General features: G+C 60.6%; 23 protein-coding genes. 6 read left to right on the top strand and 17 right to left on the bottom strand.

Annotated features, from left to right (window positions below; translation table 11 throughout):
• Positions 1-36: 36 nt before the first annotated feature.
• A complete protein-coding gene (locus ACFFSY_RS28140; protein WP_377500427.1) occupies positions 37-735 on the top strand; it encodes a class I SAM-dependent methyltransferase in 699 nt (232 codons plus the stop codon).
• Between the two features lie 77 nt (positions 736-812).
• On the opposite strand, the gene ACFFSY_RS28135 is transcribed toward ACFFSY_RS28140, so the two are convergent.
• Positions 813-1,550 carry a GTP cyclohydrolase II gene (locus tag ACFFSY_RS28135; RefSeq protein ID WP_377500425.1) on the bottom strand — a complete coding sequence of 246 codons (738 nt, stop codon included), beginning with the start codon at positions 1,548-1,550 and terminating at the stop codon, positions 813-815.
• Between the two features lie 298 nt (positions 1,551-1,848).
• On the opposite strand from ACFFSY_RS28135, the gene ACFFSY_RS28130 reads away from it, so the two are divergent.
• On the top strand, positions 1,849-2,181 hold the full coding sequence (locus tag ACFFSY_RS28130) for a winged helix-turn-helix transcriptional regulator (RefSeq protein ID WP_377500423.1): 333 nt from the start codon (positions 1,849-1,851) through the stop codon (positions 2,179-2,181).
• 129 nt (positions 2,182-2,310) lie between these two features.
• On the opposite strand, the gene ACFFSY_RS28125 is transcribed toward ACFFSY_RS28130, so the two are convergent.
• From ACFFSY_RS28125 to ACFFSY_RS28110, 4 genes are all read right to left on the bottom strand, one after another.
• Positions 2,311-2,982, bottom strand: coding sequence for an HAD family hydrolase (locus ACFFSY_RS28125; protein ID WP_377500421.1), 672 nt, complete (start codon positions 2,980-2,982; stop codon positions 2,311-2,313).
• Positions 2,975-3,493 (bottom strand): GNAT family N-acetyltransferase, encoded by a 519-nt coding sequence (locus tag ACFFSY_RS28120; protein ID WP_377500418.1) that lies wholly within the window; start codon positions 3,491-3,493, stop codon positions 2,975-2,977. Before ACFFSY_RS28120 ends, ACFFSY_RS28125 begins: the two co-directional genes overlap by 8 nt.
• 274 nt (positions 3,494-3,767) lie before the next feature.
• Positions 3,768-6,155 (bottom strand): RNA polymerase recycling motor HelD, encoded by a 2,388-nt coding sequence (helD, locus tag ACFFSY_RS28115; protein ID WP_377500415.1) that lies wholly within the window; start codon positions 6,153-6,155, stop codon positions 3,768-3,770.
• 552 nt (positions 6,156-6,707) lie between these two features.
• A complete protein-coding gene (locus ACFFSY_RS28110) occupies positions 6,708-7,628 on the bottom strand; it encodes a LysR family transcriptional regulator (RefSeq protein WP_377500413.1) in 921 nt (306 codons plus the stop codon).
• Positions 7,629-7,810: 182 nt separating this feature from the next.
• Here ACFFSY_RS28110 and thrC point away from each other — a divergent pair, with 182 nt between their 5' ends.
• Complete coding sequence (gene thrC, locus ACFFSY_RS28105) at positions 7,811-9,073, top strand: threonine synthase (RefSeq protein WP_377500461.1); 1,263 nt, start codon at positions 7,811-7,813, stop codon at positions 9,071-9,073.
• A gap of 205 nt (positions 9,074-9,278) precedes the next feature.
• Here thrC and ACFFSY_RS28100 read toward each other — a convergent pair whose 3' ends face one another.
• A complete protein-coding gene (locus ACFFSY_RS28100; RefSeq protein ID WP_377500411.1) occupies positions 9,279-10,013 on the bottom strand; it encodes an SDR family NAD(P)-dependent oxidoreductase in 735 nt (244 codons plus the stop codon).
• A gap of 239 nt (positions 10,014-10,252) precedes the next feature.
• Here ACFFSY_RS28100 and ACFFSY_RS28095 point away from each other — a divergent pair, with 239 nt between their 5' ends.
• Together ACFFSY_RS28095 and ACFFSY_RS28090 are read left to right on the top strand one after the other, a co-directional pair.
• Positions 10,253-11,293: a hypothetical protein gene (locus ACFFSY_RS28095; RefSeq protein ID WP_377500409.1), complete on the top strand. Its 1,041-nt coding sequence runs from the start codon at positions 10,253-10,255 to the stop codon at positions 11,291-11,293.
• A 451-nt stretch (positions 11,294-11,744) separates the two neighbouring features.
• Positions 11,745-12,806, top strand: a complete 1,062-nt coding sequence (locus ACFFSY_RS28090) for an LLM class flavin-dependent oxidoreductase (protein ID WP_377500407.1) — start codon at positions 11,745-11,747, stop codon at positions 12,804-12,806.
• Between the two features lie 166 nt (positions 12,807-12,972).
• Here ACFFSY_RS28090 and ACFFSY_RS28085 read toward each other — a convergent pair whose 3' ends face one another.
• The gene (locus ACFFSY_RS28085; RefSeq protein ID WP_377500405.1) at positions 12,973-13,521 is read right to left on the bottom strand and encodes a hypothetical protein; all 549 of its coding nucleotides are present in this window, start codon (positions 13,519-13,521) and stop codon (positions 12,973-12,975) included.
• 206 nt (positions 13,522-13,727) lie between these two features.
• On the opposite strand from ACFFSY_RS28085, the gene ACFFSY_RS28080 reads away from it, so the two are divergent.
• Positions 13,728-14,951 (top strand): low temperature requirement protein A, encoded by a 1,224-nt coding sequence (locus tag ACFFSY_RS28080; protein WP_377500403.1) that lies wholly within the window; start codon positions 13,728-13,730, stop codon positions 14,949-14,951.
• A gap of 80 nt (positions 14,952-15,031) precedes the next feature.
• Here ACFFSY_RS28080 and ACFFSY_RS28075 read toward each other — a convergent pair whose 3' ends face one another.
• From ACFFSY_RS28075 to ACFFSY_RS28030, 10 genes are all read right to left on the bottom strand, one after another.
• A complete protein-coding gene (locus ACFFSY_RS28075) occupies positions 15,032-15,619 on the bottom strand; it encodes a GNAT family N-acetyltransferase (protein ID WP_377500401.1) in 588 nt (195 codons plus the stop codon).
• A 704-nt stretch (positions 15,620-16,323) separates the two neighbouring features.
• Positions 16,324-17,340, bottom strand: coding sequence for an SDR family oxidoreductase (locus ACFFSY_RS28070; RefSeq protein ID WP_377500399.1), 1,017 nt, complete (start codon positions 17,338-17,340; stop codon positions 16,324-16,326).
• 109 nt (positions 17,341-17,449) lie between these two features.
• A complete protein-coding gene (locus tag ACFFSY_RS28065; RefSeq protein ID WP_377500397.1) occupies positions 17,450-17,950 on the bottom strand; it encodes a VOC family protein in 501 nt (166 codons plus the stop codon).
• 12 nt (positions 17,951-17,962) lie between these two features.
• Positions 17,963-19,324: a helix-turn-helix domain-containing protein gene (locus tag ACFFSY_RS28060; protein ID WP_377500395.1), complete on the bottom strand. Its 1,362-nt coding sequence runs from the start codon at positions 19,322-19,324 to the stop codon at positions 17,963-17,965.
• 252 nt (positions 19,325-19,576) lie between these two features.
• Positions 19,577-20,416 carry an alpha/beta fold hydrolase gene (locus ACFFSY_RS28055; RefSeq protein WP_377500393.1) on the bottom strand — a complete coding sequence of 280 codons (840 nt, stop codon included), beginning with the start codon at positions 20,414-20,416 and terminating at the stop codon, positions 19,577-19,579.
• A 70-nt stretch (positions 20,417-20,486) separates the two neighbouring features.
• Entirely contained in the window at positions 20,487-21,413 is a 927-nt protein-coding gene (locus tag ACFFSY_RS28050; protein ID WP_377500391.1) for an alpha/beta hydrolase, read from the bottom strand.
• A gap of 186 nt (positions 21,414-21,599) precedes the next feature.
• Positions 21,600-21,959, bottom strand: coding sequence for a Lin0512 family protein (locus ACFFSY_RS28045; RefSeq protein ID WP_377500389.1), 360 nt, complete (start codon positions 21,957-21,959; stop codon positions 21,600-21,602).
• Positions 21,960-21,982: 23 nt separating this feature from the next.
• Positions 21,983-22,444 (bottom strand): GNAT family N-acetyltransferase, encoded by a 462-nt coding sequence (locus tag ACFFSY_RS28040; RefSeq protein ID WP_377500387.1) that lies wholly within the window; start codon positions 22,442-22,444, stop codon positions 21,983-21,985.
• 268 nt (positions 22,445-22,712) lie between these two features.
• Positions 22,713-23,852 carry a zinc-dependent alcohol dehydrogenase gene (locus ACFFSY_RS28035; RefSeq protein ID WP_377500385.1) on the bottom strand — a complete coding sequence of 380 codons (1,140 nt, stop codon included), beginning with the start codon at positions 23,850-23,852 and terminating at the stop codon, positions 22,713-22,715.
• A gap of 130 nt (positions 23,853-23,982) precedes the next feature.
• On the bottom strand, positions 23,983-24,273 hold the full coding sequence (locus ACFFSY_RS28030; protein WP_377500382.1) for a hypothetical protein: 291 nt from the start codon (positions 24,271-24,273) through the stop codon (positions 23,983-23,985).
• Positions 24,274-24,425: the final 152 nt, after the last annotated feature.

Below are 24,425 nucleotides of genomic sequence, written 5' to 3'. Positions count from 1 at the left end.
AGCGGTCAACATCACCGATAAGGGAGCGATAACGTAATGCCGGATCATGAGCAAATTTACGCCCGCGAGGCGGATATGTACGAACAACTAGTAGCCAGAGAGGATCGCGAACGCCAATTGGAGCGGACGCTTCACTCCATCGTGCCCGAGCTTGCCGGGTTGGACGTCGCGGACATCGGCGCGGGGACGGGAAGGTTAGCCTGCATGCTCGCCCCGCTTGTCCGCTCGGTCGTTGCCATCGACCGGTCGCCGGCGATGCTGGAGGTCGCCCAGCGAAGACTTGGCGGAACAGGCTTCTCGAATTGGGTGGTGCGCACAGGCGAGCACCATCGGCTTCCGGCGGCGGACGCGTCCGTCGACCTGGTCACGGCAGGCTGGACGATTTGCTACGAGGCGAGCGCGAGTCTTCCGGAGTGGAAGCTCCGTCTGGAAGCCATCCTTCGCGAGGCTCGCCGCATTACGCGGCCAGGCGGTTTGATGATCATTTTCGAGACGTTCGGGACCGGTTGCGAGCAGCCGAATCCGCCCGAGTTCCTGACCGCCTATTACCGCGAGCTGGAGCAAACCTACGGCTTCGACCACACCTGGATCCGTACTGACCTGCAGTTCGAATCGGTCGAGGAAGCCGAGCGCCTCTGCCGATTCTTCTTCGGCGACGAGCTGGCAGAGGACGTCCGAGTCAAAGGCTCGCCTATCGTGCCGGAGTGCACAGGCGTCTGGTGGAAGCGGCTGTAGTCCAATGGATTTGCACACAAAAAGGCCGGCGGGACGCTGCTTCAAGCGTCCCCCGGCCTTTCTCATTCCCGCTGCCGTTACTGCAGCACGTGCGTCTCGTCCAGGTGGCCCGAGCGGCCGACCTTCGTGCGCAAATAATTTTCATTGTACGACGAAATATCGCCCCAGAGCGGCACCCGGCCGTCCACCGTCATCCCCGCCTTATGCAGCGCATCCAGCTTCCTCGGATTGTTCGTGATCAGCGTAACCGGCTTGTCGCGAAGCGCGCTCAGCACGTTCACGGCATCCGTGTAGCTCCGCTCGTCGTCGCCGAAGCCCAGTTCCAAATTCGCCTCGACCGTATCGTAACCCTGCTCCTGCAGCAGGTATGCCAGCGCCTTGCTGAACAGCCCGATGCCGCGGCCTTCGTGATCGGCCAGGTAGAACAGCGCGCCTGCGCCCTTCGCCTTGATCATCCGCATCGACTGGCGCAGCTGGAAGCCGCAATCGCAGCGCTTGCTGCCGAAAATATCGCCCGTATGGCAAATGCTGTGCATCCGGATGTACGCCTCCGGGGCTTCGGCGAAATCGCCGTAGACGAGCACGCTTGACTGCTGGTGCTCCGCCAGACGGCTGGAGGACAGCAGCTCGATAATTTGAGCGGTGTCGCGCGGAACCAGATCGGCCTTCAGCCAGCAGTACCATTGGAATTCGACCGTCTCCCCGTCGAGATTGACGGGAAGGCGAATCGGGCCGACAAGGTAGAGGGCCTTGCCTTCGCTTTGAACCAAACGTATTTTATCTTCTACTAGAGAAGCGGCATGCGGTGCAAACATGGGGATACACTCCTTTTCGTCTATCGGTCGTCTCGGGCGCTTCTTACTCGGCCCGCGCATTTCATTCCCTTGCGATGCGCGAATCCGCCTCGCGTTTGCCCACAAGGAATCCGAGACACCTGCGCTGCGATTTTTTTTGGGAATAGCGGCAAAAATAGCAGTATAATAATAGTTACTTAATGTAACTTAGTTTACAATCTTCACAAACAATCGTCAAGTTATAATCCCCTGTTTTTGTAATATTGTTTTGTAAAGTAATCTTAAGCTATAATGTAAGCAATACCTCGAGGTGATATGAATGGAACTTACGCAAATGTGTCCTCGCTTCGAACGGGCCGTCGAGATGCTCAGCAAGCGCTGGACCTCGTTTATCGTGTTTCAACTATTAGGCGGACCGCTCCGTTTCGTTCAAATCGAGCAATCGCTTCCCAATCTGAGCGGCAAAGTATTGTCCGAGCGGCTGAAGGAGCTGGAGGCGGAGGGCATCATCAACCGTCACGTCTATCCCGAGACGCCCGTGCGGATCGAATATTCGCTGACGGCGAAAGGACTTGCCCTTGCCCCGATTTTGAAGGAAATCGGCAATTGGTCGTCGGAGTGGCTCCCTGTCCCGAGCACGCCGGAAGCGTAAATGAGCGAGGTCGAGGCTTGCCGCCCCAAGCGGCGGAAGCCGTTTCTCGTGTTTGTACAAAGAAGCGCCCAGGACTTCTCGTCATGGACGCTTCTTTGTGCTGCTTAAGGGGATCTGCCGCTCCTCCCCTTACTTCCACTCTGCCTCGATATCGCGGATAAGCTCGCCAAGGGTCACATCGGCCATCGAGGCGAGCCTGCGGCGCACTCCGTTCGGGAACTCCATCCCCGACGTCGTCGGATTCGGCACGATGACGCAGTGCATGCCGGCCCGAACCGCGGCTAGCGAGCCGTTCGGCGAATCCTCGAAGGCGATCGCTTCTTCCGGCTGGATGCCGAATTCGGCGAGCACGAGCTGATACAGCTCCGGATCGGGCTTCGCCCGCTTCACGTAATCGAACGTGCGAATGCACTCGAAATGCTCTCGCAGCCCGAGGCGGGCAAGCAGCGGCACGACCCAATCCTGCGAAGAGCTGGACGCAAGCCCGATCCGCAGGCCGAGCCGCCCCGCCTCCTCCAAGTAATCGACCACGCCTGCGCGGGCCTGCTCCGAACGGAATCGCTCCTCGAACAGCCCGCGTCGGATATCCTTCAGCGCGGCGTGTTCGAGATGCAGATGCGCCGCCCGGCTGCGCATGTCCTCGTAGGGATCGAAGCTGTCCCGTCCGCCGATCCGGCGCAAGTAGACCTCCTCGGGAAACGCCACCCCGTGCATGGCGTACAGCTGCCGGTAAGATTCGATCTCGCATGTCTCCGTATCCAGAATAAGTCCGTCAAAGTCGAATACGACTGCTTTAATCATGCGCATGCCCCCTTACCGAGGACTCGCCCGGCGCTTCTGTCAGCGCCATCCGAAGCCGGACCATGTCGCGGCACGGAATGCCGTTCTCCACGATCGGCTCCTCATAGTTGCGGACGAAGAAGTCATGGTCGATTGCCACCATGCGAAATCCGCATTTCTGATACAGATATAGCTGCTGAAATCCCGAATTGCCCGTACCGATCTCCATAAAAACCGCCCCGCGCCTTCGCGCTTCTTCTACGGCCTCGGCCAGCAGCGCCTGCCCGAAGCCGCGTCCCTGATAGCGTTCCGCTACCGCGATGTTCATGATTTCCAGCGTGCCCGCATGCTTCTCGAGCAGGACGAACACCCCGATCGTCTCGCCGCCAAGCTCGGCGACGTGACACGTGCCCGCGCTTAGGTATGCGTCAACGAGCGGCTTCGACGGATCCGCGAGCAGCAGCAGCTCATATGGCGGCGTCTCCTCCGCGCGTAGCGGCCGAATGCGCAAAGCCTCAATATGCTGTCCCATCTCCTGCCCTCCCGATATCCAATTGAACTCTCAATGTAACATGGGGAGGAAAAAGCTGGCAAGGTACAAAAGGCCGACCAGGCTGAACGCCGATCGACCTGGGAGCTAAGAATGCCCCGAATGACATCCTCATGCGGCTGGCCGAAGGCACGTAGGCCCCCAACCCATGGACGCGAATCCTGCGCCATCGAATCCCCGTCATCCTAAATCCAGACCGCCGTGCTCTACCTCGGTTTGACCGCCGACGTGTGACCGAACCCCGCGTGCCGGGCTGCTATACCTGGGCCTCTATGTTGGTAGCGGTTGCCGGCCCCGGCTCGCAGAGCGCTCTCGCCTGCCTCGAGATGAACGGACTCCAGACGCCAGCCGCGAACAAATGCAGCTCGTGCATCGCGCGCGTGCAGACGGTGTAGAACAACCGGCGCTCGCTCTCCAGCGCGTACGCCGCATCCGACGCGTCCTCCACCAGAACGGCATCGAATTCCACGCCCTTGGACAAATACGAGGGAATGACGACCGTTCCTTCCTCGAATTCGTTCGTCTCTTGCCGGATCAGCGACAGTCCGGCTATGCGGCCGCGGAGCGCCTCGAATACGCGCTCGCTCCGCGCGGCCGTCTTGCAGATCACCGCGATCGTCCGGTGCCCGGCTGCCTGCAGCGCTTCGATTCGGTCGGCAATGGCTGCCTGCGCCGCCGCCTCGTGAGAGGTTTCCGTCAACGTCGGCTTCAAGCCATCTCGGTTGAACGGCTCGATCGCCTCCCCGCCGGGGATGAGGGTACTCGTGAACTCGACGATCGGACGCGTGGAGCGGTAGCTGCGTGTCAGGACAATCCGCTCCGTCTCCTCCGTGTCGTACAGCGATTCCAGCGCGTCGAAGCCGCCGTCCCCGCCGGTCGCATGCGCGTTGATCGACTGGTTAAGATCTCCGAGCGCGGTGACCTTGGCTCTGGGGAACATCCGTCTGAGGAACGCGAATTGGAACGCCGTATAATCCTGCGCCTCGTCGATCAGCACATGGCGGACGCCGGTATTCGTCTGGAAGCCGCGAATCCGCTCGACGACATACAGGAACGGCGTCGCGTCCTCGTAAGCCATCTCGCCTTGGTCGAGGCGTGCAGCCGTCTGGTCGGCGATGGCGTCCCATTCGCCGGGCAAAGCTTCGCCTTCCGCAAGCAAGGACGAAGCGGCGCCATTGCCGAACAGCTGCCGGAACACCCCTTTAAGATCGACGAAGCCCAACTTCTTGATCCTTGCGCGCAGCGGCTTGAACCGCTCGCGCACGACGTATTCGGCCAGCACGGCTTTCTCCATGTCGAAGTCGTCGAAGGAGTCGGCCGCGAACCGCTTTTTGCGGCGCAGGCTTTGGTACGCCTTCAAGTACGTCTCTTTGTCGAGCAGCTCGATCTCTTCGTCTACCCACGGCTCATCAAGCGCCGCGGCCTCCCGCTCCTTCAGCCGGACAAGCAGCCGCTCCGCCACCAGCTTCAGCCGGTTCGGCAGCGAGATCGAACGATCAAGCGAATAGAACATTTCCTCGATATCCGTCGCCTTCACGATCGATTCGCCCCGGAATACAAGCGGCTTGAACCGCATCCCGCCCGAACGCAGCGAATCGAGGTAGCGGTCGATTAACCGGACGAATGCCGCCGACGCCTTGTAGCGTATCGCCTCCATCCGAACGGTATAACCGGGTTCGTCGACGCCGGCCAGCGCATATTCGAGCTGTTCGTAGGGCCCTTCCAGCCGGAAGGCGCGGCCAAGCCGGAAGTGCAGATAATCCTGGAACGTCGTCTGCTGCATGTTCTCCTCGCCCAGCTCCGGCAGAACGGTCGCCACGTAGCTGTTGAACATCGGATTCGGCGAGAACAGCACAATCTGATCGGCCGTCAGCTGGCCGCGGAAGCGGTACAACAAATACGCGACCCGCTGCAGCGCCGCGGACGTCTTGCCGCTGCCGGCCGCGCCCTGGACGACGAGCAGCCGGCTCCGTTCATTGCGGATAATCCGGTTCTGCTCGCGCTGGATCGTCGCCACGATGCTTTTCATCTGCGCGTCGGACTGTTTGCCGAGCACCTCTTGCAGCAGTTCGTCGCCGATCGTGACGCCCGTATCGAACAAGCTGACGATCTCCCCGCCGCGGATGACGAACTGGCGCTTCAGCTGGAGCTCGCCTTGTATAGTGCCCATCGGCGTCTCGTACTCCGCCGGTCCCGGCGGGTAATCGTAGTACAAGCTGGACACCGGTGCGCGCCAGTCATAGATGAGATAGTCCTCGTCCTTCGCATCCCGCAGCGAGGCGATCCCCAGATAGATGAGGTCCGTGCTTTCCCCGCCCGCTTCCGTGAAGTCGATTCGGCCGAAATACGGGGACGACTTCAGCTTGCGCAGCGTCTTCAGCTGCTTATCCGCTTCACGATGCGTCCGCTCCCGCTCCGACAGCAGTTCAGCCTGCTGCTTCATGCTGGCATACGTCTCGGCGGCTTCGGCCGCGTCTTCGAAGTTGACCGTGACGTCTTCCCAGAAGTTCTTCCGGATGTCGATCATCTCGCCTTTGGCATCCAGCGTCTGGTCTTCGAGCTTATCAATCCTCCGGTCGATCTCACGGACGATACCGGTTACCCGCTCCTGCTCGCGGCTCCATTGTTCATCCGGCTTTACCATTCGGCCACCCTCCCTTTCTTCCCCTGAAAATTGGGCGCTAGCGCCGCATTAATCGTTCCCGCGGCCCGTTCCCTCATGCGGACGCGAGTCTCTTAAGCTATCCGTCGGCCATCCTGCCAACTGTCGGAGGTAGCCCCCTCATGCAACCGGCGCATCGTTACAGGCTATGCTTGCCCTGTGACGGTGGATAGTCGAAAAGTTCAATATTGACACATTAAAAACCAACATGATATAATTACCGTGGATATTTACACTTCTTTTCCTCTAACCCCAAATGAAAGCCAGCTATGATTGTAGCAAATTGCCGCAATCCGGTCAACACCAGCATATCGAAGGAGCCGTCTCTATGGACAGGCTCCTTTTTTGTATGCGACGCTGGCCGTATGCGGCGACGGTGGACGGCAACCAAGAAGTTAACCCATTCGCAGCCGCCGCTAAGACAGCCACGGCAATAACATACCGCGCATACCCGTCTTCCGAATCAGCCAGCTCTCGCTCCTTCGAACCCGTACTCGGAACCATTCGGTCAACCGGCCGGCAGCCTGGTTATCGTCACGAACCCGCCTCCTGAACATCTCTCCTGCCGAATGCGGATCGTAGGCTCCGTGCGAACCATTCCGCCTGAGGCGTCGGCACTTCGCCGCTGCGAACGTAGAGCGTGATCGGGCTTGCGGGCAATTGCGCATCGGCGACGCGCACGCGGGAGAGCAATCCTCCCGAGACCGCCGCCTCGGCTTCCAGCGCCGATACGAGCGCGATGCCAAGACCTGCGCCGACGCATTGCAGCGTCTCCCGGACGCCGCCTACTTCAAGCGCGCAAGGGGGCGTATGAAGGCCGCGAGCCCGGAAGATGCCGTCCAACTGCCGTTGGGCCGCGCTGCCGGCTTCCCGCATGACGAAGGGGTAGACGGCAATTTCGGAGAGGCGGACATCGCCGCCTGCAAGCGGATGACTCGCGCTTGCGACGAACCACGGCTCATCCTCCATGAGCAGCGTGCCGTCCAGCCCCGGCTCGGCGCCGGACGTTCCCCCGACGACGGCCATATCCGCTTCGTAACGAAGCAGCGCTTCGCAGCACGTGCGGGCGTTCAACGTCCGAAGCTCCACGCGCACCTCCGGATATGCCAACCGGTAGGCAGCCAGCCTTGCGGGCAGAAGACAGCTGGCCGGCAGCGAAGTTGCGGCAAGACGCAGAATGCCAAGCTCGCCTCTTCGGTAGCCATCTAGATCCCGCGCGATATCCCTCTCCAGCGCAACGACCCGGGCCGCATGTGCGGCTACCCGCTCCCCCGCTTCGGTCAGAAGGACGCCTCTGCCGCGCGGGGCCAGAAGCGCAAGCCCCAGCTCCTCGCCCAGCTTGCGCACATGGGCGGTAACCGCCGGCTGGCTAATCTGCAGCCGCTCCGCCGCCCGCGTCACGCTTCCCGATTCCGCCACCTGATGAAACACGCGCAGCGCGTATAAATTCAACATACGACAACTCCTTCTGAGCCGTTCTTTTCTTCATTTTACTCATAACGAAAAGTTATGCAGAACAAATAAATCGATATTGGAATTATGAATGATTCCCCGCTATTGTATAGCTAAACGAAGGAGGATGGCTACCCTTCTCTTAAAGGGACCTTGCTTCTTCTTGAATGGAGGGAATCGGAATGATTCAAGCAGAATGTATCGCGTGCGGCAGGCCAATGCCGCTCTGCGCACCGATGGCGTACAGCTGCGATTGCGGCGGATTGCTGGACGTGCGGCGGTCGTTGAAAGGCATCGATGCGGATAACCTGAAACGAATTTTCGAGGAAAGGAGAGCGCTGCGGGGGTCGATCTACGCCAGCGGCGTGTGGCGATACAAGGAGCTGATCGCTCCCGAGCTGCCCGATGCGGTGATCGTTAGCCGCATGGAAGGAAACACCGGACTGTACCAGGCGGAGGGCGTCACCCGCTATGCTGGCATGCGCCGCGTCTGGCTGAAGGCGCAGAGCGAGAATCCGAGCGGATCTTTCAAGGATAACGGCATGACCTGCGCCATCTCGCACGGCAGAGCGCTCGGCTATCGCCGGTTCGTCTGCGCGTCGACTGGCAATACGTCCGCTTCGCTGTCCATGTATGCCGCCTATGGCGGCGCAAAGTCCATCGTGCTCGTGCCAAGGCGCGAGATCTCCGAGAATAAGGTGCTGCAGTCGCTCGCATACGGTGCCGAGGTCCGGACGTTCGATGGCACATACGACGACGGCATCCGGTTCCTGGCAGACCATGCCGAGCGGCTCGGGCTCTATGTCTGCAACTCGCTCAATCCGATGCGGATCGAGGGCCAGAAGAGCATCGCCTACGAGCTGGCCCAGGACATGAACTGGCGGCTGCCCGATTGGATCGTGCTGCCCGGCGGCGCGCTCAGCAACGCGGCCGCGCTCGGCAAAGCGCTCCGCGAGCTGCATAGCCTCGGGTTCATCGACGCCATGCCGCGCGTTGCCATCGTGCAAGCCGAGAGGGCCAGCCCTTTCCACCGCATGCACGCAGGCGGACGGAAAACGCTGGTACCCGACCCGGCTCCGAAGACGCGAGCATCAGCGCTCAACATCGGGCATCCGCCCAGCTGGCCGAAAGCGCTTCGGCTGCTGGAGGAGACGCGCGGCGTCACCGTCTCCGTCGAAGACGGCGAGATTATGGAGGCCAAGACAGTGATCGACCGCGGCGGGATCGGCTGCGAGCCCGCTTCCGCCGCCGCGCTGGCCGGTCTGCGCCGTCTCGTCCGTCAAGGGGTCGTACATCCGGACGAGACGGCGGCCTGCTTGTTGACCGGCCATCTGCTCAAGGATACCGATGCGATCCGGGAGTACCATCTAGAGGGTCGCTGGGGCGCAAGCATGCGCAATCCGCCGCGGCCGGTCGATTTGGCGCAAGCATCGCGCGAAGACCTATAAGCCGTCGCTGACAACCCCCAAAATGATAGGGCCAGCGAGTCAGGCCAATCCGTTCGCCTCCCAGCGCGCACGCGTTTATGAGGGGACAACGAACGCTTCGCCCCTCGCTTGACTAAATCCGAAGCACCGCCTGCTCATCCGCGCCATGCTCATCAAGCAACCGCACGCGCGAGTTGGGGCAGCGAACGCTTACCCCTCGCTTGACCTAAACCTTAAGCACCGCCCGATCGTCCGCGCCGTGCTCATCAAGCAGCCGCACGATCCGCTCGGCGACGTCTCGCGGCGCGAGCACCTGACCTGCGTCATGCGCCTGCTGAAGCAGCGTACCGACCGGGAACGACTCGCCTTGACGCGAGCGGGCATAGGCTTGCATATCCGTCTCGGCCATGCCTGGATCGATCGCAATGACGCGTGCCGGCCGCGGGGAGAGCCGCTGTTCTTCTCGCACGCAGCGCGTAAACATGTTCAAGAACGCTTTGGAAGCACAGTATAAACTCATCGAAGCGGCGGGAATGCCGGCAAGGCCGGACGTCAAGGTGGCTACCGTGCGGGGCACCGGCCAATCGGCCGTCTTTTGCAGAAACAACGAAGTAAGCAGCACCGGCGCGGCCGTGCCGACATGCAGATGAGCGGCGATATCGCTCGAGGCGCATGCTTCGATCGGTGCCAGAGGCGCAAGCGCGGCCGCATTGTTCACAAGCGTGATGCCGCTGATCGCATCAGGCGTCAGCGTCTCGAACAGTCGGTGCATCGCCATCTCGACCTCAGCCAAGCTGCTTAAGTCTACATTGACCGCCTTGAACTGCTCGTGGGCGATCGTCTGCTCCGATACCCCCCGCGACAAGCCGACTACGCAGTCCCCGCGGCCCAGCAGCGCAAGCGCCAGCGCTTCGCCGATCCCTCTGGAAGCGCCGGTGATCAACACAACGGATGGTTTCATCCCAATCCCTCCTCATCGTTACTACAAGTATTCGCCGCCAGCCACCCAGAACCTTCCACTTGCAAGGAGTCTAAACACCGACGGCGCTGCAGGGGAGTCGGACGAACGACTTGCGAAATAGCAATAGCCGGGCTTATCGCGTTCGCGTTAGCTCGCTGCTCAGCTTACCGCCCCCGACTGGCGAACGAAACAGCGGCCGTATAAGATAGAGGATATGACGCAAGCTTGGAGGGACGCGAATGAATATCGGTCAGGCGCGCGCGGCGGCCAAGGAATGGGTACATCTTCACGCGAGCAGTACGGCGGGATTCGCCGGTGCCTATTACAGCGGGTCGACCGTGGGCAAAGCGGACGAGGAGGAGCTGCCCGCCGCCTCCGACGTAGACATTGTCATCGTCGTCGCGATGGAACAACCGCCGATGAAACCAGGCAAATTCCGTTATCGGGACGTCCTGCTGGAAGCGACTTATCTCTCTGCGAGCCAGCTTGCTTCGCCGGATCGGGTACTGGCTTCCTACCATCTAGCCGGCAGCTTCCGGACGAACACCGTCATTGCCGATCCGACCGGCGGCCTGAGGAAGCTGCAGGCCGAAGTGGCTCGGCGGTTCACCGCTTACGACACGGTACGGCAGCGCTGCCAGGAGGCGCACGACCGCGTCCATAACGGACTGCTCGCGATAGACACGGAAGCGCCGCTCCACGACCTCGCGACATCCTGGCTGTTCCCGACGGGCATCATGGCCCACATTCCACTCGTCGCGGCGCTGCGCAATCCGACCGTGCGGCTGCGCTACGCCGCCGCGCGGGAGACGCTCGCCGACTACGGCTGCGACGCACTGTACGGCAAGCTGCTGGAGCAGCTCGGCTGTGCGGATTGGAGCCTGGACCAGACCTTGCGGCACGTGCGCCAGCTGGAGCGCGTCTTCGATGCGGCCGCCGCGGCCGCGAAGACGCCCTTCTTCTTCAGCTCCGACATCACCGAGTCCGCCAAGCCGATCGCGGTGGACGGCAGCCTCGCGCTCATTCACGCGGGTCTTCACCGGGAAGCAGTCTTCTGGATCGCCGCCACGTTCGCGCGCTGCCATAAAATATTGGCCGCGGATGCAGATCCCACGCTGCAGGAAGCGCATCTTCCGGCTTTCCGCGAGCTGCTGGCCGACCTCGGATTCAAGGATAGAAGCTCGTTCGTCACGCGTGCCCGCCAAACGCTGATGCTGCTGCCCGAGCTGTGGGACGCCGCGGAAACGATGCTGCGGACGAATCCCGACATCCGACGGTAGAAGCAAGACGGCTGCATGACCCGCGCCTAGTGCGGCCGTCCGCTTTCCGCTTGACTTGGCGCCATCAACACGAAGCGTCCCTCGCCTCACTTCTCGTCGACAACCCTCATTGACATGAGGCACCTCGACACGACACATCCAAGAATGCTCCCGCGGCGGCAGAGCGTTCCTTCCGTGTTTTGCGCCGTATGAACCTGAGACCCTTTCTCTGCTACCCGTAACGATTCTGCCGGTCGACTGCTATGTGTCCTCCCGCGCTCCCATCAGAGCTCTTCTACTTACGCCGCTGATGATTGCCTCCCCTGCTTGTCCATCGCGTTAAGCCACGATCCTATCGATTGCAAGGACCGCTCCTCAATCCCCACCCGAACTTCCTAATTACAACTTACTATACTTGTGAAAGTTCGTAGAAACGGGTACACTAGAAGCAACATTCTAGGAGGCGAAACATATGACCGACCACGCACGCACGATGGAAATTGGAATCAGCACCTTTTTGGAGACGACGCCGGACCCGGTTACGGGCGAAATTATAAGTCACGCGGAGCGGCTGCGCAACGCGGTCGAAGAGATCGTATTGGCCGATCAGGTCGGCCTCGACGTTTACGGAATCGGCGAGCATCATCGCCCGGATTACGCCGGCAGCGCTCCGGTAACCGTATTGGCGGCCGCTGCCGGCATGACGAAGCATATCCGGCTGACCAGCGCGGTCACCGTCCTCTCCTCGGACGATCCGGTCCGTGTGTACCAGCAGTTCGCGACCTTGGACGGCATCTCGAACGGACGCGCGGAAATCATGGCAGGCCGCGGTTCCTTCATCGAATCCTTCCCGCTGTTCGGCTACGACCTGAACGATTACGACGAGCTGTTCGAAGAGAAGCTGGAGCTGCTGCTGGCGATTCGCAAGTCCGAGAAGGTCACCTGGCGCGGAGGCCACCGGCCGGCGATCCAGAACTTAGGCGTCTACCCGCGCGCGGTGCAAGAGCCGCTCCCGGTGTGGATCGCGAGCGGCGGCAATCCGGAGTCGGCCATCCGCGCCGGCATGCTGGGCCTGCCGATCGCCTTCGCGATCATCGGCGGCATGCCGGAGAAATTCGCGCCGCTCGTCGAGCTGTACAAGCAAGCTGCGATTCGCGCCGGCCATGACCCGCGCAAGCTGCAGATCGCGACGCATTCGCACGGCTTCGTCGCGGACACGACGGAAGCGGCCGCGGAATCGTTCTATCTCCCGACGCAGGCGCAGATGAACGTCATCGGCCGCGAGCGCGGCTGGGGACAGCCGTATGACCGCGCGACCTACGACGCCGCTCGCAGCCTCCGGGGCGCGCTCTATGTCGGCGATCCGGAATTCGTCGCGGAGAAAATTTTGCTCCTGCGGCAAAACCTCGGCGTCACCCGCTTCTTCCTGCACGTCAACGTCGGCACGATGCCGCACCGCGAGGTGCTGCGGGCGATCGAGCTGCTCGGCACGCGCGTCGCACCGATCGTACGCAAGGAGCTGGCCAAAGCATAAGCGAGCCCAAACATCCAGTCATGAATGCACAAAGCAGCGGACGGCATAGCGCATTCCGCTGCTTTTTTGCTTGTCGCGCGCCCTCGCTCCTGCTGTGCTTCGAGCGCGACCTGCGTTCCTACTGTTCATCGGGCGCACGCGCTAACGCCGTTGCCCTATCTGCCAATTACGGACGATCGTACGGCACTTTCGGATAGATCGTCGTCCCATCCGCGGATAGCCCGTAAATTTCGATCGGCGCATGGATTGGAATGTCGTGGTAGGCCAGCCATAACCGGGTGCCCTCCGGCGTCGCGACGATTTTGGCCGTCTGGTCGATCGATCCGTCCGGCTTGCGAATCCGGACAGTCGCAATATTCGGATCATACAAAGCCCCATACGTATAGTTCGCCGGTATGTCCCGGTTATTGCTGGCCATCCAGCTCAAGCCTGCGTCCGCGTCCGTCTCCGCTTCCACGCCGCCATCGCCGATAACCCACCGCCAATCATCCCCGGATAGCCGAACGAAGCCAGCGTTCACATAACCTCCCTCATCCCGGTAGAAAATATGAAGTCCATCGCGCAGCGGCTCCATATGCAAAATTTCTGCAGCAGGCATTTTGGCATCCGCCATCGCCGCCTTTACCTCGTCCACGATCATGCGCGGTTCCGATCCCGTACAGCCAGATAACCCCGGCAACAACAGCAACAGACAAAGCACAACCGCGAGTCTCACGTTACCCCTCCCATATTTCCACATCCATCCATTTTAATCCATAACCTGCATTTTGAAAATCGCCTCTGCGCTCACATGCGGAAACCAGCCGTGGAAACTCCGACCAAATCCCTGTACTTCGCCCGGGTTAGGCATGCTATAATCTTGTCTAGCGTTCGCATTGGCAGATGTATCCAACGCACACACGAACGACAAGGAGGAAAGGAATGAAAAATTCCGTTTCGAACGCGATGCTATTCCGAACCCGGGGGCATGCAGACTCCGGGAAAGTGTCCTTTATCGAGCTGTTCTTCGATCTCATCTTCGTCTTCGCCGTCACGCAGCTGTCGCATTCCTTCCTAGAGCATTTCACGCTGGAAGGCGCCCTGCGCCTCGTTCTGCTGACGATGGCCGTCTGGTGGGTATGGATCTTCACCGCGTGGGTCATCAACTGGCTTAATCCGGAGACGATGCCGGTACGGCTTCTCTTAATCGGTCTCATGCTGCTCGGACTTGTCATGTCCACGTCGATTCCCGAGGCCTTCGAGACGACCGGTCTGTATTTCGCCTTGTCCTACACGCTCTTCCAGATCGGACGTTCCGCCTTCACGGTATGGATGCTGCGCAACGGCTCGCAGCAGCTGCGGATCAACTTCATCCGCATCCTGAGCTGGCTCACCCTCTCCGGAATCTTCTGGATCGCCGGCGGCCTCGCGCACGACGAGTGGCGGCTTGGCTTGTGGGCGGTCGCGCTTGCGATCGAATACGCGGCGCCATCGCTCGGCTTCTGGACGCCCAAGCTCGGCAAGACGCCGACCGCCGTATGGGACGTGGAAGGCTCGCATATGGCCGAGCGATGCGGCTTGTTCATCATCATCGCGCTCGGCGAGTCGGTGCTGGTGACCGGCGCGACCTTCTCGAAGCTGGACTGGTCGCCCGTCACCTTGGCTGCATTCGCGATCGCGTTCATCGGTACGGTGGCGATGTGGTGGATTTATTTCGACACGACGGCCAAGACAGGCCACCACTTCATCGCCCACTCCGCCGATCCCGGACGGGTCGCGCGCTCGGCGTATACGTACACGCACCTGCTGCTCGTCGCCGGTATCATCATCTCCGCCGTCGCCGACGAGCTGATGCTCGCCCATCCGACCGGTCACCTGGAGCTGAGGACGGCTGCGGTCGTGGTCGGCGGACCATGGCTGTTCCTGCTCGGCAATCTGCTGTTCATGCGGATCGTGGTCGGCACCATGCCGCTTCCTTATTTGGCCGGACTAGTCGCGCTGGCGCTGCTCTTCCCACTGGCTAGTGTCCTCAATGCGATCATGCTCGCGCTGCTGAGCGTAATCGTGCTCATCGCCGTCTCCGCGTGGGGGCATGCGTACTCGGAGCGACTGTGCCGAGCGCAGCCCGGCAAGGCAGCCGGGCATTCCAACTCTACGGCAGGCTAACGCAAAGACAACAACAAAGACCATCCTGAAGGATCGCGCCCTGGTCGAGGCATCGTTCCTTCGGATGGTCTTTTGTTTGCTTACTCGCGCGCGTCCGCGAGCTCGCCGCCTCGCAGCTGGTCGCGCGTCATCGCATACATCCATTCCCCGTTGCAGTCTGCGTCGTCGCCGCTCAGTCCTTCAAGCACACGTCCGAATCGAAAACCCACCTTCTCCAGCACCTTCCGCGATGCGCTATTACGCGGATCCGCCTTGGCATGAAGACGTCCAAGACCGATGACTTCGAACGCGTATGCCGCCAGGGCGCTGGCCGCTTCGGTTGCGTAACCGCTCCCCCAATGCTCCCGGCCGATCAAATAATACAGCTCCTTGTCCGGCGCGCTGAAATCCAGCTCGCCCACGCCGCACCAGCCCAGCAAGGCGTCGTCCGACCATCTGCGAACGGCGAACGAATATTTGAACGGCGCGTCGATCGGCGTCTGGTAGCTATCAGTCAGCCAATCAAACAAGCCCCGGTATTCCTCGATCGTCATGACATTCATATGCAAATAGGCAAACAACGCCGGATCTTGCATCAGATGGAACGATTCCATGAAGTCGCGCTCGTCATAAGGACGAATGAGGAGGCGCTTCGTCTCCAAGCGCATATCGGATATAGCTATCGTCATAGGCGAACACTCCTCCCCCCGCGTTCTGTGCCGCAGTTGGCGCGGCCATGCGGGTCAAGAAGCAGCATAAGTCAAGAAGCGCTTCAACGACAAGGGAAAGATCGGTTGTAATCAATTGCAGCCGGGCATGCGTGCACGGTGCGTTCCATCGTGCTTAAGGCACCTCCCGATCTACTATTCGACTGTTCTCGTTATCGTGAATCGCTGCCGATCACGGCGCGAAATCGGCATGCAGAAACCGGTAAATCGTAAAGGCGATCCAGCCCAACATCGCCGCCAAGACCAGCAAAATCACCAACCAACCGTGCTTAAGCAGAAAGTTCAACGCAAATCCCTCCCGTCCCCCCCGGCACCGGCGCTAACGGATACGACCATATAGCAGCCGGGCGGTACTGTTCTGATACTTCCATTATCCAGGGCGGGCTGGCCGCCGGGTAGTACCATTTTGGCCTGGTACCCTCCGCGGGAAGTAACAATTGGGATCAACCGTTAACCGCTCATCGCCGTACGATAAACGAGAAACTCGTCATTGGCGCGATGAAACCAAAACGAAGGCCTCGTTGGGCATCGGGCGCACACCAAAAAAACCACCCTTCGCAGGGTGGTTCCATAGCACGATTCTTCTTCCAAATCGCCGATTACAGCTGTACTGCGACGAACCGTCAATAGCGGAATCGATGCCGCGCTAACGCCTGGCTGGCCGATCACCCCTTGATCGCAGCGACCGCCCCGTCCAGCACGTCGATCACTTTGTCGCACCAGCTGTCGAACTCGGGGTCCTCCACCTGATACTCCGGATGGGCGAGGATATATTGCACCGTCTCCTTGATGCCTTGGTCGAACCGCTTGGTCGCGGCGAAGCCCGGCACGAGACGCTTCAGCTTGCTGTTGTCGAACACGACGGAATTCGCTTTGTCGCCGATGAGTCCGCCGGTGTAGTCTTCCTTGCTGCAGGCGGCCAGGAACGCCGACGGAACATGAACAGCCCTCAGCTGGACGCCCAGCGCGTCCGCAATCGCCTCGTAAATCTGGTTCCACGTAAGCGACTCGTCCGACGTAATCTGCACGGCTTCGCCGATCGCGTGCAAGTTGCCCATCAAGCCAATGAAGCCTTTGGCAAAATCGCTATTATGCGTCATCGTCCAGAGCGAAGTGCCGTCCCCGTGAATAATGACCGGCTTGTTCTCCAGCATCCGCTTAGCCACCTGCCACGATCCCCGGCTTCCGTGCACGCCGAGCGGAATGGAGCGTTCGTCATAGGTATGGCTCGGTCTGACGATCGTGATCGGAAAACGGTGCTCGCGGTACTGCTGGATCAAATATTCTTCGCACGCGATTTTGTTCCGGGAATATTCCCAGTACGGATTGGCCAGCGGCGTGCTCTCCGTAATGCGATAGTCCGACAGCGGCTTCTGGTAGGCGGAAGCGGAGCTGATGAATATAAACTGCTTCGTCTTGCCGTGGAACAGCCGGAAATCCCGCTCCAGCTGAGCCGGGTGGAAGGCGATAAAATCCGCGACGACGTCGAACGCCATATGCTCGATGAGCTCCGCCACGCGGGCCTCGTCGTTAATATCAGCCTGCAGCAGCCTGACATTCTCCGGCAGACGGTCGCCGCGGTTGCCCCGGTTCAGCAGGTACAGCTCGCACCCTTGCTCCGCCAGCTGCCGCGTGATGGCCGAACTAATAATTCCCGTTCCTCCGATGAAAAGCGCTTTCATGTCACAATCCACCTCCGCAAAAAATTCGAGCCTGACTCCGTACCTATTCGCCGCGGCGCGGGAATAGTCCTTCGAAGCCTTCGCGGGGTTCGTTTTTGGTTAGTTTTGTCTACTCCCGGCACACCATCAGCAGGTTCCCGTCCGGGTCCTTCACGACGAACCAGTGGTCATGCTCGATGCCGGTCACCAGATCGGCCCCGATCTCCCGCAGGAATTGCAGCGAGCCTTCCAAATCGCCCGTGAGCAGCATGAACGCCGGGGTCGCGATCGGCGGGGCGCCGCCCGGGTCGCTTCCGCCCCAGCGCGGCATCGTGTCAAGTACGATCCCCGTCCCCTCCATCGGCAACGGGCACAGATGGCCGAAATGCACCGGACAATCGGCCTCGTTCAAGCCCAGCACCTGGCAATACCAGCTGCGGGCGCGTTCGATATCCCGGACGGGAATGAAAATGCCGCCGACCTTATTTCGGACTGGGCTGGCGCTCGCAGCGCCCTGTTCTACTCCGTTATCTGCCATAACTCTTCCTCCTTGAATCATCGTCAATGCCCGAGGCAGCAGCCGCGGACGATAGCTCCCCGGCAAACCTTCCTTCTCTGAAGGCATACTCATGCCCTTCCCTCCTTATGTCTGGCGCCGCAGGATCGGCACACAGCATACCGCGGTCGCCGAGAGCGGCCTCTGCTCACCCGTTGCCCGTGTCGCAAGCCCAGCTTCCGAATCCGTTTCGAAATAAACGTATCCGATCCTGCTCGCATCCAGTTTGTATTCGGACGATCCGGCAAGAAACCGATGCACGGTCTCGATCACCCCGTCCATCGGTCCGTATACGTTGGTTCGCAGACAGGCGAACAATCCGCCCTCAAGCACAGTCTGGACTGCGCCCGCTCCCGGCTCAATGCCGCCGTCGAACGCCAGGACGAGCAGGCAATACGGCTCACCGCCTTGCGAAGAGCCGCGGTTGACGTACAGCCGAGGACGCCGCGTCAGCCGCGGCATCCGCTCGGCCAACCATCGGACGGCTGCTTCATCCGCCTGCGATTCGCATCGCTCGCCTTGAGCCCGGAACGAGATGCCGCTGACCGGCGGCCGGTCCGCGATGGCAAGCGAAGCAGCTCCCCGGCCGCGAACGACGGGCAGGTACAGCTTCATCCGCGCGATCTGCCCGCCGAACTGCTGGTATTCTTCCAGGAAGATTCCGCTCCGCAGCTCGAAGGCGCTGCGCGGCAACCATTCGCCGAGCAGTCCGTTCCAGGCGGCCGTCACCGCGGACGCAGGGCTCGCCGGCGCCCAGACTGCGGCATGCAGACCTTCTGGCAGCGACACGGGCTGCAGGCCGCATAACGCGGTTGGTACCGCCTGTTCGCAGACGGCGACAAGCTGGTACCCGCAGCAGGACGTGTCATCCCCCTCCGGCAGATCCACGTTCCAACCGAACAGTCGGGCCTGGCCGATATCCACGCCCGCGAAGGCCAGCAGCTCGCGGAATCGCGCCATCGCCGCATCTTCGATTCCTTCTTCGAAGGCGGCCGCATGCAGATAGCCGATTCCCCGTCTCGGTTGGAGATGGATCACCCTCACGTCGGACAGCTGCCCGTGCGACTCGCGCGCCTCCGCCGCCGAAGCCGGTTCGGGCAAGTCGATGGGCTCAAAGCTGTAGATGGAGGCCGCTTCCCGATACTGCCCGGGCGTCAGGCCGGTCATGCGCTTGAAGGTGCGCAGGAACGTCTGGTAGGTATCGAAGCCGCAATCGAACGCGATCTCGATCGCCGGCAGCGCAGTATGGCGAAGCAGACTCGCCGCCTCGCTGATTCGCCTGTTCCGGATATACGTCTTGATCGGATGGCCGGTCACCGCATAGAACAGCCGGTATAAATTCGGGACCGACATGGCGGCCGCGTCGGCAATGCGCGCAAGCGTAAGCCGTTCGCCCAGATTCGCTTCGACGTAGTCGATTGCGGGTTGGATGGCCGAATCGGACCGCATGGGCCTCCCTCCCCGATCCGCGCATGTTCGCGCGTTTGATGATAGTAGCATACCAAATGTTCAAGCCATTGGACTGTCTTTTTTTATCGCAAACGGCAGCGACGTATGATTCTGTGCGCGTATTCTGACGGCCCGACTCGGCTAACGCCGGTCAGGCCGAGAAGGCCACCCGGTTACCGAGCGGCCGTCCCTGATCTATTCGCGAGGGTCAGGCCCGCAACCTCACCTTCATGCAGCTCGTACTTCCGCTCCCTACGCCTGGCCGGTATGCCGAACGATCGCACCGAGGATCGTTTCCCAGTCATCCGGATGGACTTCGTGTCCCGTGCCGGGGAGCCGCAGCAGCGCCGCGCCCGGTATCACGTCGGCCAGCCTTTCGCCGTGCGGCAGCGGGATGATCGGATCCTCCGTGCCGTGGATGACTAGCGCAGGTGCCGTGATCTCCGCCGTGCGGGCCAAATACGATTCGTCGCCCGACAGCAAGCCGTGATTGTTGATGCGCGCCATATCCTCGCTTTGCTTCACTTCTTCTCTTGCCAGCTCGCGCACGCGACCTTCGTCGAATGGATGGGCCGATCCGGCCAGCACGCGCCATTTGTCAACGCCGAACTCCACGACCGCCTCGTCGTTCGCCCAGTCGATATCGGCCGCTTGGGCGAAGAACGCCAAGACCTTCTCCTCCATCGGCGGCAGATCCGGCGCGAAATTGGACGTGGCCAGCAGCGTGACGCTGAGCACGCGGCCGGGATGGCGCAGCGCGAGGATTTGGGTCAGTAAGCCGCCCATGGAGATCCCGACGATATGCGCCTGCGCGATGCCGTACGCATCCAGAATATGCATGGCGTCGTCCGCCATGTCTTCGAACGTATAAGCAGGATTGCCCGGTTCGCAGCCCGACGAACGGCCGGTGTCGCGGTTATCGTAACGAATGACGAAGCGGCCCGCATCCGCCAGCTTGGCGCAGAACGCTTCTTCCCACCAGATATGCGACGCCTGCGCACCCATAATCAGCAACACGGCCGGGTCTCCGGGATTGCCGAAGCTCTCCGTATATAGCTCCACCTCGTCATGACGCACAATCCTATCTTCCATCCTCATATCCCCCATTCCGATTCAATTACCCTTCGATTCGCGCCAGCCAAACCGATCCTCTGCAGCCTCTTTACTCCTTGCCTGCGTAGAACAACAGGTAGCGCTCCAGCTGACTGCTCCAATAGCTGACGTTGTGTCCGCCCGGAGCCGGGGACCAGACGGCGTCGATACCTTGCGCCTTCAGCGCTTCGTAGAGCGCTTGATCCGGCACAAATAACGGGTCACCCTCCCCCGCATCCAGATAGACGCGCATCCCTGCCAGCTTCTCCCGCGACGCCAGCTTGAACGGGTCTCGCCTGGCGCGCAGCGCATCGGACGCATACAACCAATCGCGCTGGTCGGTGAACAGATCCGATGGCGAATACGTCCACAATGCGGCGCTGTGGGCGCCAACTTTGCCGAACAGTTCGGGGTAACTGAAGCCAAGGTACAGCGCGGCATAACCGCCCATCGACGCGCCGCCGACATACCGCCCCGTCTTGTCGCCTTGCGTGCTGTAATGGCTGTCCACGTACGGAACGACCTCCCGAATCAAATAATCCTCGTAGCGGCCGATGCTGACCGAGCCGGGATCAGGTCCGTCTTCCACGCTCGAATTGACGCCGAAGCTGTTCCCATAATCGGGCGATGCGATAAGAAGCGGCTGCAGGCGGCCTTCCCGAATAAGCCGGTCCGCGACGTCGTCCATGGACAAATAATCGAACCACGACGCATGCGTGCCTCCATAGCCATAGAGCGCATACAGCACCGGATAGCGCACGTCGGGATCGTATCCCGGTGGAAGGTAGACGGATAGCGTCATATCCCGATTCAGCGCCTGGCTCGATATGCGGACCTGCTCGATTCTGGAGCTTGACGATTCGGCTGGCAAGGCGGATGCCGGAACCGGCGTAACCGGGACGGTCGTGCCCGACGCATTCGGAGGCGCATCCGTGCAGCCCCCAGCGACGCCCAATGCCAGCAGCCCGAACAACGTTGAAGTATACAGCGCTTTCATGATGCCGCCCTCCATCCCGATCGTGGATAGATGCTTAAGCAATGTCGCGACACTCTTGGTATTATATTACCATAATTGGCAACCCTAGAAGCGCCGAGAATGGCTGCATCTGAATCGTCCCTCTCTAAGATCGGCAGCGAAATACGGCATCCCTTCGCAGGAATGCCGCCTCGTTAAGCCTATTGTCTAATACCCTACTTCAACCGAGGCAACGACGACGTAAATGAGATCGTTCTTGTCGTCCTTGTCCGGCAGCACGACGCCGCTCGTCGTCAGCATGCCGCCCTCGACAACCTCGATCGTGACCGTGCCGTAAGGAAGCACGGCCTTGACCGCGGCATGATCGAGCAGCTCCCGGTCGCATGGGACGGCTAGCTTCACGTTCACCTTCATGTTGTCCAAACTGCCGCCTGGCAGCACCGAGCGCAGACCGGGCATCGAATTGTGGTGAATGGCATTCTGGACGGCGCGCACCGCCGCTTTCGTAATGTTCTGTCCGTGCAGATCCGTGCCCATGCCCAGCTCGATAAACATGACTTTCTCCATGTAATGTTCGCCTCCCGCTTCCATTATTGGCCGTTCGTTCGCAAAAAATAATGATAGAAGTCCACGTCCCGCTCGAAGCCGTTGCGCTCGTACAACCGTTGAGCAGTCTCATTGTCCGCGGCCGTCGACAGCTGCAGCCCCTTCGCTTTCGCGGATACCGCGTACGACTTGGCCGCATCCAGCAGCCGCTGCCCCACGCCGCCCTTGCGGTGCGCTTCCGCGACGAACAGGTCGTTCAGCACGAGCACGCGTTCCATGGACACCGAGGAGAAGATCGGGTACAGCTGCGCGATCCCCGCCGCCATCTTTCTTGCTTCGTCCCTCGCGATAAAAATAACGGATTGGCGGTATGCCATCCGATCGAACAGAAAAGCTCGCGCTCCTTCAAGATCCGGCTGTTGTCCGTAGAACACCCGGTATGCGTTGAACAGCCCGGCTACCTCGTCCAAATCCGCCATGTCCGCCTGTTTGACTTCGATTCCCATGCCTTGCATCCCCCTTCAGCTTCCAAAAAAACTTCCTGCCTAACGGCTAGTCCTGCCCGTAAGATTCGCTAGACGAACTACGGCGTCCAAGCCATTAGCATAGCATAATCGAACGGGGAGGAACACGGCGAAAAACGCGGCAGTTGGGCCATGGCGGCTAACTATGTCTGGTTCAAGGGAGCAAGGTCGAAGGACGCCAACAAGCCCCCTGGCCCGGAAGCCGGGCGGGGGCCTGCGATCATTCGCGCGTCGAACGGCAGCTTGACAGCTACGGCTTCAACACGACTTTGATGCAATCGTCTTCATGGTCGTTGAAAATCTGGTACATCGTGCTCGCATGCTCGATCGGCGCGATGTGCGTGATGATTTCGCGCGGATCGAATTCGCCGCTTACGATCTTGTCGAACAGGAGCGGCATGTAGTGGATGACCGGCGCCTGGCCCATCCGCAGCGAGATGTTGCGCTCGAACAGCCGCCCCAGCGGGAACATGTTGTAATTCGAGCCGTACACGCCCGTCAGCTGGATCGTGCCGAACTTGCGCACCGCCTCGATGGCGATATGTACCGCGCTCAGCGTGCCGCCCTGCAGCTTCAGCTTCTGGCCGAGCTTCTCGAGGGCGGACTTCTTGCCGTCCATGCCGACCGCGTCGATGACGACGTCGGCCCCGCCCTTCGTCTGCTCGCGCAGGAACCCTCCGATATCGTCGTAGTCTTCCAAATTGAACGTCTCGACCTGGTTCATCTGCTTCGCTTTGGTCAACCGGTACGGCAGGTTGTCGACGGCGATTACCCGGCCGGCGCCCTTCATCCACGCGAACTTCTGCGCCATCAAGCCGACTGGCCCGCAGCCGAGCACGACGACGGTGTCGCCCTTCTTGACGCCCGCGTTCTCGACCGTCCAATAAGCGGTAGGCAGCACGTCGGACATGAAGAGCAGCGACTCGTCCGGGAGCTCGCACGACGCCGGAACGACGAATGGCATGAAGTTGCCGTACGGCACGTGCAAATATTGGGCTTGTCCGCCTGGATAGTCGCCATAACGCTCCGTGAAGCCGAAGTACCCGCCGGTATCCAGCTCCGGATTGTGATTCGAATTGTCGCACTGGCTCTCCATGTCGTGGCGGCAGTAATGACACGTGCCGCAGGCGACGTTGAACGGAATGACGACGCGGTCGCCCTTCTTCACGCGCGTGACGTCAGGGCCGACCTCCTCGACGATTCCCATCGGCTCGTGACCGATGACGTAGTCCTTACGCGCGGGAACGGCTCCTTGGTAGATATGAAGGTCCGATCCGCAAATAGCGGTCGACGTGATGCGGACGATAATGTCGTCCCGCTTGTGAATCGATGGCGCTTCGACCTCTTTGACTTGAATATCCTTCGCTCCCTGGAACGTGACGGCTTTCATTCGATCATCTCCTTCGAATTGGCGTTACGTTGTTTGTAACCAGATTCTAGAGAGATGAAAGCGCATCTTGCCGAAAAGCCTTGAAGTGGAGGTCTTTAGGGCGACGGCGGAATCGAATTGCGGCGTGCGTTTATGGAACCGGCCTAATACCGGCTTCCCGCGCTTCGGCGGCGCGTTCCTCGGATAACAAATGCGGACGATCCGTTAACAGCTGCCGGGCGCCTTCAAGCGCGGAGACCGGAAGCTTGCCGGCATTCACCGCCGCAAGGATGGGAGCCGTCTGTTCATAATCGAGCCTGCTGATCTTCGGTCGAGGCTCCAGCATAGCGCCGGTTTCCATGTCCGTCTCGGCTTGCGCGCAGATGACCGCCGCCGCGATCAGCGCCGCGGCAGCCGAAGCGACGAGCATCGACTTGTTCACGATTTCGCCTCCTTGGATGTTTTTACAATTAGTAGACGACATGAGCTTCCTTAAGGTTTGCAAAAATGTCGAGTTGCCGTCCGATCCAACCGTATGTCCACCTCAGGATGGGTAAAGAATGGAAGCTATAGATCGGACTGCCTGCACGGGTA

The sequence above is a fragment of the Paenibacillus aurantiacus genome, assembly GCF_042431225.1.
Classification (GTDB): Bacteria; Bacillota; Bacilli; order Paenibacillales; family Paenibacillaceae; genus Paenibacillus_Z; species Paenibacillus_Z aurantiacus.
The sequence above is the reverse complement of the archived record's forward strand: the minus strand, read 5'-3'. Positions and strand labels throughout refer to the sequence as shown.